This is a genomic window from Neptunomonas phycophila, from assembly GCF_001922575.1.
GTDB classification, from domain to species: Bacteria; Pseudomonadota; Gammaproteobacteria; order Pseudomonadales; family Balneatricaceae; genus Neptunomonas; species Neptunomonas phycophila.
Genome location: NZ_MRCI01000001.1, coordinates 1,039,487 through 1,053,305 on the forward strand (window position 1 = coordinate 1,039,487; position 13,819 = coordinate 1,053,305).

The window sequence follows — 13,819 nt, forward strand, 5'->3', positions numbered from 1 at the left end:
TCGATTCTCTGGGTAAGTCACGTTATGAAAAAATCTATTGCTACCGTAACCCTTTCTGGAACATTGCAGCAAAAGCTTGAAGCTGCCTCCGCAGCCGGCTTTGATGGCGTTGAAATCTTCGAGAATGATTTAACCCAATTCGCCGGTTCTGCGGCAGATGTACGTAGGATGGCTAATGACCTAGACCTAGAGATCATAGCGCTGCAACCGTTTCGTGATTTTGAAGCGATGCCAGAGCCTTACCGTACACAGAATTTTTATCGTGCTCAGAAAAAGTTCGAATTGATGCACGAGTTGGGTACTCAGCGATTATTGATCTGCAGTAACGTTTCTCCTCACGTGATAGACGATAAGCAGCGGGCGGCGGCTGATTTGAGAGAGTTAGGCGAGTTGGCCAAAAAAGAAGGTTTCATCATTGGCTATGAAGCGCTGGCTTGGGGACGATATGTAGCTGACTACTGCGATGCGTGGGATATCGTTAAGCGTGCTGATCACAGTAATGTAGGGATCATTATTGATCCTTTCCATATGTTTGCACGTGGCAATACGCTAGATCTATTACGTGACGAAATTCCGATAGAAAAGATAGCGCTGGTACAAGTGGCTGATGCACCCAGTTTACAAATGGATGTACTTAGTTACAGCCGTCACTTTCGTTGCTTTCCCGGTCAAGGTGACTTGCCGGTTGTCGAGCTTGTGCAAACGTTACGAGATAAAGGCTTTGATGATTATTTGTCTCATGAAATTTTTAATGATGAGTTTCGTTCTTCTTCCCCTTTGGAGAAAGCAATAGATGGTATGCGCTCATTGCTTTGGTTGGAAGAGCAGACCGCCCCTAAAGTAGAGCAGGTAGCGCCTGCGGTGCCCGCTATTACAGATGTTGAATTTATTGAATTTTCTGTGGAAGGCAATAGTGGGGAACAGTTAATCGCTATGCTTTCGGCTTTGGGCTTTACCGAAACGCATAAGCATCGTTCCAAGAATGTTAGCTTGATGCGCCAGGGGGATATCAATCTTGTACTTAATCGAGAGCCGCAAAGTTTAGCGCATCAGCATTATCAAAAGCACGGTGTGTCCGTATGCGCTCTGGCGTTTACCACAGATGATTTAAAGGGCATGTTAAAGCGGGCTGACTTTTATCGCTGCCCTCGATTTGAAGGGCAGTCTGGCCCCGGCGAGCTAAATATACCTGCTATCCGAGGAATTGATGACAGCCTTGTTTATTTTGTTGAGCGCCGGGCCGGTATTCGTTTTTTTGATATCGACTTTGAACCTGTAGCTGATGTCGAGGCGTCAGCCGTTGGACTTAAGCGCATCGATCATGTGGGGCAGACGGTCTCTAATACAGATTTCCTTTCTGCGGCTTTCTTTTATAAATCTTTATTTGATTTTGATATTGAGGCGAGTACCGATTTGCCTGATATTTACGGGTTAGTTGTCAGTCGTGTTGCCGTAAGCTCGGATAATCGAGTGCGTATCCCCATCAATATGACAGAGGCTAGAAATGCATCTGCTCAACGTTTTTTACAGCATTCTAAGGGGTCGGGGGTCCAGCAAATAGCTTTCAGTTGCGAGGATATTTTTGCCGCTGCTGAGCATGTAGGAGCAACTCACTTGCTGCCTATTCCAGAGAACTATTATAGAGATTTAGACGCTCGTTTTGCCTTAGATATTGGGTTGCTAGATCAGATGAAAGCTAATCATGTGTTGTACGATCGCAATGAGGATGGTGAATTTTTCCATTTTTATACGCAAACTGTCCATGGCGTGTTTTTTGAAGTGGTGCAGCGCATTGATGACTATAATCGCTATGGAGAGGCAAACGCGTTTATACGTTTGGCTTCCCAAGCAGTCAGTAGCCAGGAATTAGTAACTAATAAGTAGCTAATATAAGTAACTACCACTCACTGATGTGCTTAGTGATGACCTTGCCAGCAATACTGAACACCTCAATCCATTATGTGCTCTTTGCCAAGCTCTATGTAAGACTCATGCTTCTTGTATGGACCTAACTTTGACCCTCATAGGTCGGTGTAAGCCATCATGTATATTCCCTCCTAAACTTCCCCGTTGGTTAGGCGACTACATGGTTAGTGCCTTTGTAGCAAAGCTTTGTTTGCTGACGGTGTCTTAAAGATAAGGCGTAAAAGTTGATTAAATAAGCTAATCCACCACTGATTATAAAATCAGCCTTGCGTTCAGGCGCGGTAGGCGCATTGTCATTGGGAGACTAATTTTCGATTGGTGGGCACTGCGTCTTTATAGGTCTATAGTGAATACTGTTGGTTGAGTGTGTTGTTCGTTCTTTTGTAGCTCCTTAACACAGTGCTATAAAAAATGTAGCTCTGGCCGATAATCTTAGTAATTAAACTAATAGGCCTTGATATGCAAAAGCTATCAATTCAGGTGCTGTCGAATCATAAAGGAAGCCTGATAGACAACAGTGGCTATTCGTTGAATTGGGAAGTGCTGGGTCAAGGGCACAATTTAAATTTTGATGAGATAGCCTGTTGGCGTGATTCCACTCTTGTTCAATTAGATTTTGATTTGGTTTTAGTGTTTGACAGTACAGACCAAGAAGCTGAGCAAACACAACTGTTTACTGAAATATCGAATCGCTACCCTACGGCAGTTAGAGCCTTGGTATGTAAAGAAGTGGATGTGCTGCATTTAAATGACGCGGGATTAGTCCATTTTAGTTTACCGGAAGACGACCTAACCATCGCCTTGCTAGCGTTGCTGCCGCGTGTACGAATGTTGCAACAACTTAACTTAGAGAAAGAGTTGCGCATCCAGCTTTGCCAACTTCGTCATCTGCCCGTCCTACCAGAGCCTTATTTACGATTAATGCGTCTTTTACGTGCTAAAGATGTCGATATTAGCTCGATAGTTAGAGCGGTTAAACGCGATCAAGTTCTTCTGGGAAAAGTTTTGCATGCTGCTAACGCAACGACGTTGGCTTTAGGGCATACCGTGACTGACGCTCATGAGGCGGTAGTGCGGCTGGGGCTTGACCGTATGTATTATTTGGTCATTGTTGTAGGTGTGTTTGTTAATCTTCCTAAAACCTCCCATTTTCAGCGTAGTTTGGCGTTATCAAGAGCGATGGATGTCGCTTATTGGGCCTCTAAATTGGGAACCGACCTTGATGCCTCTCGTGGCTCGCTTGATAAATGTTACCTTGCCGGTTTGTTGCATAACATTGGTGATCTAGTCATTGCTCAAGTTGAGCAAGATGATATGGATTTAAGCTCAGCATTTGACTTTTCATATGGGGATGCAGCCGCTCCGGGTGCTTTTTGGTTAGCCCTGTGGGGGTTTGACAGTCAAGTGGTGAGCGCTGTTGCCCAGCAAGGTAGCTTAAAATTAGTTGACCTTGAGCGTCATCAAGTACCGTCGTTACTATTACTTGCTAAAATTTTTGAGGAAGCACGTCGCTCTGGAGGCCTGGCAGAAAAGTTAGCGCAACTTCAATTTTCTGATCCTAGCCTTATTGATCAACTCATTCTTATTGAGTAGTGACTAAATGAACAATCCGTCAATCAATGATAAGTGCGTTAATAGTCGTGTTGGCTTTTTTCAGCAGTAACTGTCGGCATCTCTATCAATAAGGAGCTTCGAAAAATGGTGCTTGAATGTTAAGAAAGCAGTGGCAGTCGGCTCATCATCGGCTCTTCTCTTTTATATTAGGCTGGATATTACTGGTTGTTATTAACCCGAATGTCTTGGCTGTTAATGCTGATGACTTTAAACAATTAGTCACTGATGACGCGCACCCTGTCCAGTTTAAACAGAGCTCGTCCGTTAAAATTGCGGTTGTGTATCCGGGTTTTCAGTCGTCTGATTATTGGCAGCGCAGCATTCGCTCTTTGACGGGGCGGTTAGATGCCATTGAGTTGGATTATCATCTGGATGTTCGTTTTTCGGCTCCAGCGGAAGGTGTAGATTTGCAGGTAAGGCAGATAAAGTCCGTTTTATCTAAGGAGCCTGATTATCTAATTTTGACAATTAACTCACTGCAACAACAACGCATCGTAGAGCTGTTGTTAGAACAGGATAAGCCTAAAATAATAGTTCAAAATTTAACCAAGCCTGTGGAGGAGTGGTTTGATTTTCAGCCGTTTTTATATGTGGGTTTTGATCATGCTCAAGGTGCTTTGGAGCTGGCGGATTACTTTAAAGTTCGCTTCCCTAAAGGTACGCCCTATGGTTTGCTCTTATGGAACAAAGGAGTGGTAAGTGACCAACGTGGTTTGACTTTTGAGCGTGCTGTAAGTGGCTATCATGATTTAAAGGCAAGTTACTTTACTAACGCTAGCCGAGAAATGGCAAAAGCTCAGGCACTCGCTCTTATAACGGAGTACCCCGAAATTAAATATATTTATGCGTGTACCACCGATGTGGCTTTAGGAGCAGTGGATGCTTTACATGAATTAGGGCGTGAAGACATTGTCATCAATGGTTGGGGAGGAGGGTTAGCCGAAATAGAAGCGTTTGAAAGAGGAGATTTAGACGTTTTATTGATGAGGATGAATGACCAAAATGGTGTGGCTATAGCCGAAGCTATCTCTCTGGATCGTCAGAAGAAAGAAGTTCCGTTGGTGTTCTCTGGCGATTTCTCGGTATTGCACAACAATTCAACTCCAGAAATACTAAGAACTCTTATATCAAAAGCATTTATCTACTCAGGGCCATGATGCAATGACTTTTCGCTTTAGAACATTGACGTTCTTGTTGTTTCTGGTGGTTATCTCCGGCTTTCTTTTACTGTTTTCTCTTAATGCTTATTACACAACATCCCAAATCCTAAAAGAAGCGGCTAGAGAATCACTCGCGCGCAGTGCAGAAGCAGTCCAGCATGAGTTTGATATACAGTTACGCCTCATTGATCAAGATCTCCACATGTTGTCTGTAGATCTGGCACTTGAACCTAATCTGTTAAACAAGACGCGCCCAGAGCTCGATGAAATTGTATTAGGCGAGAATAGAGGTAAACGACAGCATCGATATGCTTTTGCTCTCGTTTATCTTTTGCAAGAAGGCCAGTGCTTTTTGTTGAAAAATCCGTTGCTGGATATCGGGCCTACCAACTGCAAACAGTTATATAGCAAATACAATGATGCTACGCGCCAAGAATGGAATTTATTGAATAACGGTTCCGAATGGCTATTGATTAAAGATTATTTGATAACCAACGCCGATCAAAAGGTTGTTGGAAGGTTGGTTGGTGGTATCAAGCTATCAAACAACAAGTTATTTTTAAATCAATTGGTGCATAGAACGCAGGCGGTTATTGACCGGGCTAGGTTACTGGTTGATGGGGTAACACTAACAGATCACGTTTTTGAAAAGCCCGTTGAAGGCGCTAATTTTGGTTTGCGGTTACTAGGCTTAAATCATGTATTAGAAGAAAGCCTACAGTTACCCATTAAAGGTTTTGGTGAGCATCTGCAATTGCGCCTGCAGTCTGCAGACACGCGAATTTATTCATTGGCCAGTCGGCTGCTGGTGTTACTGGTGGGGGGGTGCTTAGCAGGATTAGTTATCAGTGCGCTTGTGGCCGCATTGCTATCATCCTCTTTGGATAAACAACTGCAAAAGCTAGTGATGTATATCAGACACTTAATGACAGGAGCTGCTACTGATAGGTGGAGTCCAGGTCGCATTGATGAATTTAACCGAATGGGGGGGCAGGTTGATGAGATAGCAGCCGAATTATCGACCCGACGAATGGAGCTAAAGGCTGCTAATCAAAAATTGGAAAAAGCATTAGGGGATAAGCGCGTAATTTTGCACCAGCTTATTAATAATCAAGAACAAGAGCGTAACCACTTAGCGCAAGAGTTACATGATGAGCTCGGCCAATTACTTACTGCTGTTCGAGTCGAAACGACCTTGCTAGAGCATCAAATATCGATGAGCAGCCCAGCACTCAAAAATACTAAAAACATTAAAGACCTAGTGGCTGCTATGTATGCAACTGTTTACGATCGTATCATGGCGCTGCGGCCAACCGAACTTGATCACATGGGGTTGTGCCAATCGATTCAGCAAATTCCCACGTTGAAAAGCTTAGAGCAATCAGGCGTTACTGTATCTCTCGATCTAGAAGATGTGATAACCCCTTCGGGGGCGGATATTCATCTCTATCGTATTGTCCAAGAGGCGTTAACGAATGTGCTTAAGCATGCTTTAGCGACTGAGCTTTCCATCTCATTGTTACAAACACAAGATGAGGTGGTTTTATGCATCAAAGATAATGGGCAAGGCTTTGTCCCTGACTTAGATGTGGATCCAACTGGCCATCGGGGCTTTGGCTTACTAGGAATTGAAGAACGTTGTGATTTTATAGGCGCTATCTTAACCATTGAATCGGATAATGGCGTAACAATGACGGTTAATCTACCTTGTTAATCAAGGGGCTAGCGGTTAAATCGTTAACCCGATCCTAAGCTTTCATTCATGTTATTTTTAGTAGTGTTTAGCTTTTTCTAATGAGGAAGCAAGGATGCGGCTATTTCAATGGATTGTTATTGGTGTCTGTTTTTATGCCAGTTCGGTTTATGCACTGCGACTACCGGATGGTCAACTATTGGCTTCAGGGGATGACCTTTCTAAACTTTACGAGTCCTTGGGTAAGCCAAAAACGAAGTATAAAACGAAGGCTCGCTGTGGTTCTGGGAGAACCTGTTCAGTCACGCGCATGATTTACCGGTTTGATGGTCGGAAATGGCTAATTGACGTAAAGAACGGTTTAATCGTAAATATCAACTGGACGTATCGATAGCGTGTTTCTAGTTTGCGCAGCGCATGGTTGAGTAAAAAGTCGCTGTAAACATAGGCGCTAGCTCCCCAAAACAAAGTATTTGATTTTAATACTAAATAAAATAATAAAAACAGTTGACGCTACTGAGTAAGCAGAATAATATACGCCCCGCATTTGAGGCAATGCTTCGAAATGTGAGATGCGTCCCATTCGTCTAGTGGTCTAGGACACCGCCCTTTCACGGCGGTAACAGGGGTTCGAACCCCCTATGGGACGCCATTAATTATCAAGCCACTGTGCTGATAATTATGAGCGGGAATAGCTCAGTTGGTAGAGCACGACCTTGCCAAGGTCGGGGTCGCGAGTTCGAATCTCGTTTCCCGCTCCAATATTTACTGCCTTAGGGCAGTTAGTTAAAGTTACCAAGCTTTAATTAAATTAGTCCCATTCGTCTAGTGGTCTAGGACACCGCCCTTTCACGGCGGTAACAGGGGTTCGAACCCCCTATGGGACGCCACTTATTTAGCTAACTTTCTGTTGGTTAATCTTTGCGGGAATAGCTCAGTTGGTAGAGCACGACCTTGCCAAGGTCGGGGTCGCGAGTTCGAATCTCGTTTCCCGCTCCACGTGTTCATTTAATTCTCTCCTATACTAATCTTATTCAGTAATTGCCTTGTTGGTCGATATCTAGAGCTCTGTTGTAGCTTTTTACTTAGGAATAAGCATGTTAGTACGGCTGTTGTTTGTCTTTTTAAGTTGTTTTTCCGTCATGGTTAATGCGGCTACAGTCATTGAGGCTGATTGGCGCCTTGATGAGTTTGATTGGACGGGGCAGGCAAATGAGGTTGTTGATTCTAGTGGTTCTGACAATCACGGGCAGTCAAACGGTATTTTATACAGCACCGCTATAGGAGTATTGTGCGGGGCGGTGGACTTAACCGCAAATAGCAGCAGTGATTATATTTCCTTGAACCGAAACGCTCTTAACGGAGCCACCGACTTTTCTATTGCTTATTGGGGGAAGCTGCCAAGTTCTGTGACCTCGACTCAAACGCAGACTGTTTTATCAGGTGCGGCGGGTGGCTCAGATGAAGAGGTCATTATAAGGTTTGTGCAGGTTAGCGATGTTTGGCGTTACCAATTTATAGTCAATGGTTACACTATTCAGCTTAATAATTACTTTCCTAATGATGATGCTTGGCATCACTATATATGGACACGTAATGCGAGCCAGCAGAGCGGTGGAACGGATCAATATTGTTTATATATCGACGGTGCCTTAATCGGTTGTGCTAGCTTAGGTCAAACGGGGCAGGTATCAATTGATAACGGTGGTTTGATCTTAGGCCAGCGACAAACATCTGTGGGCGCAGGCCTGTCTTCTAATAGTGATTGGGAAGGCTATATTGATGAGTTACTCATCTTTCGCAGCGTTGTTAGCTCTGCAGAAGCAGATGGCATCTATCAGAATTATCAGTCAGGGCTTAATTGGGAGGGCAGTGTGCGAACCTGTCCTGTTCCTGATCTTCCTTTGGCGCAAGGCGACTGGCATTTAGATAAAGAGCGATGGCTGGGTGTTGATTCCGAAGTTACTGACTACAGCGGTAATGGCTTTGATGGTAAATCGAATATTGCTATGGACTCCCTTGAAGAGGGTGTTGTCTGTCGTGCAGCTGATTTTACTGCAGCGCCTGTAACTGACTATATTAGTTTGGATGCTCAGGCATTTGATGGGTTGAATGATTTTACGTATTCCGTTTGGGGAAAATCTCAACACCTTGGTAATCAGGCGCTGATTTCTGTTTATGGAAATGGTAACCAAAATGAGTTCTTGCTTTTTTTTGATAGCGATAACTTCACCCGCGTTTATTTTCATGAGAACCAATATAACTTTAGCGGCCCTTTAAACTTTGCTGATAATCAGTGGCATCACTTTGCTCTGGTGAGAAGCGGCGGTGAAATGTGCCTCTACTTTGATGGGGAGCGCTTCGATTGCGTCAGTGTGGCCAATGCGCCTCTTGCGGCATCTACCGGCGGTGTTGTTATTGGGCAAGAGCAGGACTCTTTGCAAGGAGGCTTTAGCTCGACTCAGGATTGGGAAGGGTATATTGATGAGCCGCTTCTCTTTTCATCGGCGTTGACGGGAAGACAAGTGGCGCAGATTTTTGCTAATCAGCAAGGTGGACTCAATTATGACGGTTCAAGTCGTCGTTGTGATTTGCCACCTACCGTATTGAACTACCGGTTTGATAGTTGTAATTGGTCAAATAGTCAGGATGTTATTGATAGTGGTCCAAATTCCTTAGATGCATTTGCTGTTAATGGGGTGCTGTCAACCATAGACGGAAAAATTTGTGGTCTAGCTCAGTTTGATAGCGAGGATGATTATGTCACTTTACCGGATAATAGCTTGGTTGATATTTCCGATGAGTTAACAGTGACAACCTGGGTGCGCATAAAATCAGTACCTAGTAGTTTGAAGACGATTCTATCTAAAGATAATAATTACGAATTCCATGTTAATTCCAACCTGCAAGTATTTTGGTGGTGGTACAACCAAGCCGGCCAGAATGGGACTGTGACGTCCACGATCCAGCTGTCACTCAACCAATGGCATCAGGTGTCAATTGTACATGCTGATGGGCTTCAACGAATTTTTATTGATGGCCAAGAGGCAGGCAGGGCTACTTTTGCTGGGCCATTAGTGAATAACAATAATGACCTTCAAATTGGGCAAGATCAGGGGTTGAGTGATCGTTTTTTTGATGGGGATATCGATGAGGTGAAAATCTTTGATGTCGCTCTGACCGAGTTTGAATTGCGTGACATCTATAATAATGAAAATGCCGGCAGAAACTATGATGGTGGCTTAAGGGCGTGTAACTGTGTCGAGCCTAATCAAGTTGACCATTACAGGGTTAGCCATGCAGAAAATTTAGTCAGCTGTATGGCAACTGATATCCGTATTCAAGCGCATGATAGCTCCCACTCTCTCGTAAGTGCTGGTGGACGAACAATTACTGTCTCAACCTCGACAGGGAAAGGAGAGTGGCTGGGCGTTACTAGTGGTAGTGGTGTGTTAGGCAGTTCGAGTGCAGGGGAGGTAACGTATACATTTCCTGATAATGGGGAATCGGAGGTAGTGTTGAGTTTTGCTTACCCGGACTTATCATCAGATACCGAAATCGTTAACTTTAATGTTACCGATGGTGAATCTACTGATTTAAGGGATGAAAGTGATCCTGAAGACCTGAACCTGACCGTTTCTGAATCTGGGTTTGTTTTTGATATTCCTGATACGGCTTCCTGCTTGTCGAGTGCTACCGTAAGGCTGCGCGCTGTTAAAAAGTCTGATTCAAGCGCTAGTTGTGCGGCAGCGATCTCAGGTACACAGCAAGTCAGCTTTAGCAGCCAGTATAGTATGCCGTCCTCAGGTAGCGCTCCTGTCATGATTAGTGCCTTAGGGGTTGAATACTCTGTGTCTGAAGGCGTGAATACTCCCGTGACTTTAAGCTTTGACGCTAACGGAGAAGCGGAGTTTTCAGCAGCTTATGCTGATGCTGGCCAGCTTTCATTAGCTGTATCATTCCAAACAAGTGTTAATACGCTGATAGGTGGAGATCAATGGGTTACCTATCCGGCGCAGCTGCAGGTTGCCGCTAGCGACACTGACGGAGGGGCTTTGCATAATGCAGATCTAAGTTCAGGAGCTGTGTGGCAAGCGGCGCGCCCTTTCAATCTCTCCATTATTGCTCAGTGTGCAGATGGTACGCCTACGCCAAATTATCAGCCCAGTTCGGCCATGCTGTCGGCTCAATTAGAATCGCCTCTTATGGCTGAGGGGGCTGTTAGCGGTGTACTCGCATTAGCGTCAGGTTCTATCGATGTGGAAGATGTATCTTCCGATCTAGATGTCTCCTCTGCTTTTTCCAACGGAGCCGCTGCTTTTAGCACAACTTATGATGAGGTAGGAGTTTTATCCGTAGCAGCGAGGGATGACGATTATTTTGGTCATCAAATTCCGACACAGAGTGTATACGTAGGTCGCTTTGTTCCCGCTTTTTTAGCTGTTTCGGCTAATACACCTGAAATGAGTGCTTACTGTCCATCTGGTGGCTTTAATTACCTAGATGATTGGCTGTCTTTTCAAGTAGCGCCAGAATTTACTGTGCAGCCTCGCAGTTACACGGGAGCTATAACTTATAATTATGGTGCTGATTTATGGCGTTTAAGCGATAGCGTATCTGAGCGAACTTTTGAAGACCAAAGTACAGCAGTCAATGCTTCACTTGAGTCAGTCTTAGGGAGCGGTGGCGATTGGCAGGAAACCCAAGCTGATTTTTCAGGTGAGGCCGTTTTAGCCTTGTTGGGCGATCAAGTGCGGTATGTAAAAGGTGCTACTGAGGCGCCTTTTGCGGGAAGCTTTGACATCGTTTTGTCGGCAGCTGATTTAACCGATGCGGATTTGGTTTGTTATAAACAGGATAGTGACGGCGATAATGACTGGTTGGAAGAGTCTTGCCAAGGCTTTAGGTTAGGAGCAGTTAATGCGTTATCAATGCGCTATGGCCGTTTGTGGTTGGAGAATGCTTACGGTCCTGAGACGGAGTCCTTGGCTGTGCCTTGGGTAGTGCAGTATTTTGATGGTCAGCAATTTGTTGTCAATGAGCTGGATAGTTGCTCTGCTTGGTTTGAGTCTGAAGTTGTCTTGAGCGATGTTGAAGGCACGTTGATTGCTGATGATAAAACCTCTTTCACCTATGGATATGCTGGTAGTGACTTTAGGGTGGAAGCGGGAGATGCGGACATCAAAATGTCGGCACCTGGTGAATCTTTTTCCGGAACAATAAACATGCAAATTGATATGACCCGTTTTCCGTTCCTCTTATGGGATCGTGATGGTGATGGCGTGTTGGACGCGCCAGAAGCAGACATTACGTTCGGCCAATATCGCAGTCATGATCGAGTTATTTTTCAACGACAAAATTAACATAAGTGGTTGACATGAATGGGTGATATATCTATTATTTGCGCCTCCTCAACGAGGCATATGCGTCCCATTCGTCTAGTGGTCTAGGACACCGCCCTTTCACGGCGGTAACAGGGGTTCGAACCCCCTATGGGACGCCATTAATTATCAAGCCACTGTGCAGATAATTATGAGCGGGAATAGCTCAGTTGGTAGAGCACGACCTTGCCAAGGTCGGGGTCGCGAGTTCGAATCTCGTTTCCCGCTCCAATATTTACTGCCTTAGGGCAGCTAGTTAAAGTTACCAAGCTTTAACTACATTAGTCCCATTCGTCTAGTGGTCTAGGACACCGCCCTTTCACGGCGGTAACAGGGGTTCGAACCCCCTATGGGACGCCATCTTTTCTTGTTTCTGGATTTAGTTCCCTATTGCTATATAATATTGTTTCCTTATGGAAATTTCGGCTAGGTACTAAATCTCTGTGTCACGTATTCTTACTTTTCCTCTCGTACTGAGCTTGCTATTAAGTGCTCTAGCTGTTCGCGCTGATACGATTATTGTTCACCCTGATGTACCCATTGATCATTTGTCTGCAAATGAACTACGTTCCATATTCTCGATGCGAAGTTTGCGATGGGTAAATGGTGTTCCTATCCGAGTATTTGTTTTATCAGATCAATCTCCCGTCCATAAAAGTTTTGTTAAACAAAAGTTAGAAATGTTTCCGTATCAATTGAGGATGACATGGGATCGGGCTGTATTCAGCGGAACTGGGTATCCTCCAAGAAAAGTATCAAATATCGAAGATATGGTCTCTCGAGTTAGAAGTACGAAAGGCGGTATTGGTTACGTTAATGATGAATCAATTCCGTTACTGGAAGGGGTAAAAATTGTTGAAATTAATTAATACAATTTTAAGCTTTTCGCTTCTATATTCAGCCCTAGTCAATGCTGAAGAAGAGAACTTAACATGGGGTGGCTTTATATCCCAGGGTTTGGTTTACACCGATAACTATAACTTTATTGAGGGCAGTAAAAACGGCCTTTCAACGGACTTTCGTGAAGCTGCTGTTTATGGGCTGTGGCGGCCTACAAACCAATTGCGCTTGGGAGGCCAGGTCATCGCTCGTAAGCTCGGTAATATGACAGATGACACCCCTCAAATTGACTACTTGAGTGCAGACTATAGTTTGTTAAGTACACCGGCTTCTAGCTTTGGAATTCGGCTTGGTAAACTGAAATTAGCCAACGGTTTTTATAATAATACGCGTGAGGTTCCTTTCACACGTAATTCCATTCTTTTGCCCCAGTCGATGTACTATGAGGAAACCAGAGATTTCCAATTATCGGCTCTGGGTGTGGAGTTTTATGGGAGTGAACAACTTGAGACGGATCGCTTTGAATATTCTTTTTTAGCTTCCAAACCACGTAAAGATCAGGTTTCAGAGTTTGTTTTCTTTAGACGTAACCTTTCAGGAAAATTGGATGATGGATATCTTCTCATAGCTAACTTGCGACTTGTGGAGGCTCGAGATGCGTGGAGAGTTGGAGTTACGCTTGGTTCTTTTGGGCTGACGTACTTTCCGGGCAGCTCTCAAGAGTTAGGCTTGGAAAGAGGTGATATTGATGTGAAGTTTTTTGCGATCAGTGCTGAATATAACTGGGAGCGCTTTTCAGTAACATCAGAGTTTTTTAAGCATTATATTGACTATGAGGATCTCGGCGGCTTTTTTGCGGTAGAGCCTAAGCAAACATTTGAAGCTTTTTATGTTCAAGGGGTTTATAGGCCAACGCATAATGTTGATCTGCTGATGCGTTATGATTTGGCTTATAGAGATGCGCACGATCGAAGTGGTAAGAAGCATGAAAAGAAGTTTGGGGTGCCTGCCTCAAACTATTGGTCTAAGGATTTAACCTTAGGGGTGGGTTGGCAGGCCACTTCGTCTATACTGCTAAGAGCCGAGTGGCATCACATTAGAGGTACAGCGCGAGTGCCTGAACAAGAAAACTCCAATAAGCTCCGTAAACACAGTTCTTGGAATATGCTGTTAGTGCAGGCCGCGTATCGTTTTTAATCATTTAG

At 44.4% G+C, this 13,819-nt stretch carries 8 protein-coding genes and 7 tRNA genes; all 15 read left to right on the forward strand.

The genetic code is table 11. The features are described 5' to 3' along the window. Positions 1-24 precede the first annotated feature (24 nt). The 15 genes from BS617_RS04695 to BS617_RS04765 all read left to right on the forward strand — a co-directional run bounded on the left by BS617_RS04695 (position 25) and on the right by BS617_RS04765 (position 13,811). Entirely contained in the window at positions 25-1,884 is a 1,860-nt protein-coding gene (locus BS617_RS04695; RefSeq protein WP_075171735.1) for a bifunctional sugar phosphate isomerase/epimerase/4-hydroxyphenylpyruvate dioxygenase family protein, read from the forward strand. Between the two features lie 501 nt (positions 1,885-2,385). Beyond that, positions 2,386-3,519, forward strand: a complete 1,134-nt coding sequence (locus tag BS617_RS04700; RefSeq protein ID WP_075171736.1) for an HDOD domain-containing protein — start codon at positions 2,386-2,388, stop codon at positions 3,517-3,519. Positions 3,520-3,635: 116 nt separating this feature from the next. Then, positions 3,636-4,697, forward strand: coding sequence for a substrate-binding domain-containing protein (locus BS617_RS04705; RefSeq protein ID WP_075171737.1), 1,062 nt, complete (start codon positions 3,636-3,638; stop codon positions 4,695-4,697). A 4-nt stretch (positions 4,698-4,701) separates the two neighbouring features. Then, complete coding sequence (locus BS617_RS04710) at positions 4,702-6,414, forward strand: sensor histidine kinase (protein WP_075171738.1); 1,713 nt, start codon at positions 4,702-4,704, stop codon at positions 6,412-6,414. A gap of 94 nt (positions 6,415-6,508) precedes the next feature. Next, the gene (locus BS617_RS04715; protein WP_075171739.1) at positions 6,509-6,787 is read left to right on the forward strand and encodes a hypothetical protein; all 279 of its coding nucleotides are present in this window, start codon (positions 6,509-6,511) and stop codon (positions 6,785-6,787) included. Between the two features lie 182 nt (positions 6,788-6,969). Beyond that, positions 6,970-7,045 (forward strand) — tRNA-Glu (locus BS617_RS04720). A gap of 33 nt (positions 7,046-7,078) precedes the next feature. Beyond that, positions 7,079-7,154 (forward strand) — tRNA-Gly (locus tag BS617_RS04725). A gap of 53 nt (positions 7,155-7,207) precedes the next feature. Next, a tRNA-Glu gene (locus BS617_RS04730) sits at positions 7,208-7,283 on the forward strand. Positions 7,284-7,316: 33 nt separating this feature from the next. After that, positions 7,317-7,392 (forward strand) — tRNA-Gly (locus tag BS617_RS04735). 98 nt (positions 7,393-7,490) lie between these two features. Further along, positions 7,491-11,756, forward strand: coding sequence for a LamG-like jellyroll fold domain-containing protein (locus BS617_RS04740; protein ID WP_075171740.1), 4,266 nt, complete (start codon positions 7,491-7,493; stop codon positions 11,754-11,756). Between the two features lie 64 nt (positions 11,757-11,820). After that, positions 11,821-11,896: transfer RNA gene (locus BS617_RS04745), tRNA-Glu, on the forward strand. A 33-nt stretch (positions 11,897-11,929) separates the two neighbouring features. Next, positions 11,930-12,005, forward strand: a tRNA-Gly gene (locus tag BS617_RS04750). A gap of 53 nt (positions 12,006-12,058) precedes the next feature. Next, positions 12,059-12,134, forward strand: a tRNA-Glu gene (locus tag BS617_RS04755). Between the two features lie 83 nt (positions 12,135-12,217). Next, the gene (locus BS617_RS04760; RefSeq protein ID WP_075171741.1) at positions 12,218-12,643 is read left to right on the forward strand and encodes a type 2 periplasmic-binding domain-containing protein; all 426 of its coding nucleotides are present in this window, start codon (positions 12,218-12,220) and stop codon (positions 12,641-12,643) included. Next, on the forward strand, positions 12,627-13,811 hold the full coding sequence (locus BS617_RS04765; protein WP_075171742.1) for a hypothetical protein: 1,185 nt from the start codon (positions 12,627-12,629) through the stop codon (positions 13,809-13,811). The genes BS617_RS04760 and BS617_RS04765 overlap by 17 nt, the downstream gene beginning before the upstream one ends. Positions 13,812-13,819 lie beyond the last annotated feature (8 nt).

What these genes read in the sequence shown, in the direction of transcription:
- BS617_RS04695 (WP_075171735.1), top strand. Translation starts at nt 25, where the DNA reads ATGAAAAAATCTATTGCTACCGTAACCCTTTCTGGAACATTGCAGCAA.
- BS617_RS04700 (WP_075171736.1), top strand. Translation starts at nt 2,386, where the DNA reads ATGCAAAAGCTATCAATTCAGGTGCTGTCGAATCATAAAGGAAGCCTG.
- BS617_RS04705 (WP_075171737.1), top strand. Translation starts at nt 3,636, where the DNA reads ATGTTAAGAAAGCAGTGGCAGTCGGCTCATCATCGGCTCTTCTCTTTT.
- BS617_RS04710 (WP_075171738.1), top strand. Translation starts at nt 4,702, where the DNA reads ATGACTTTTCGCTTTAGAACATTGACGTTCTTGTTGTTTCTGGTGGTT.
- BS617_RS04715 (WP_075171739.1), top strand. Translation starts at nt 6,509, where the DNA reads ATGCGGCTATTTCAATGGATTGTTATTGGTGTCTGTTTTTATGCCAGT.
- BS617_RS04740 (WP_075171740.1), top strand. Translation starts at nt 7,491, where the DNA reads ATGTTAGTACGGCTGTTGTTTGTCTTTTTAAGTTGTTTTTCCGTCATG.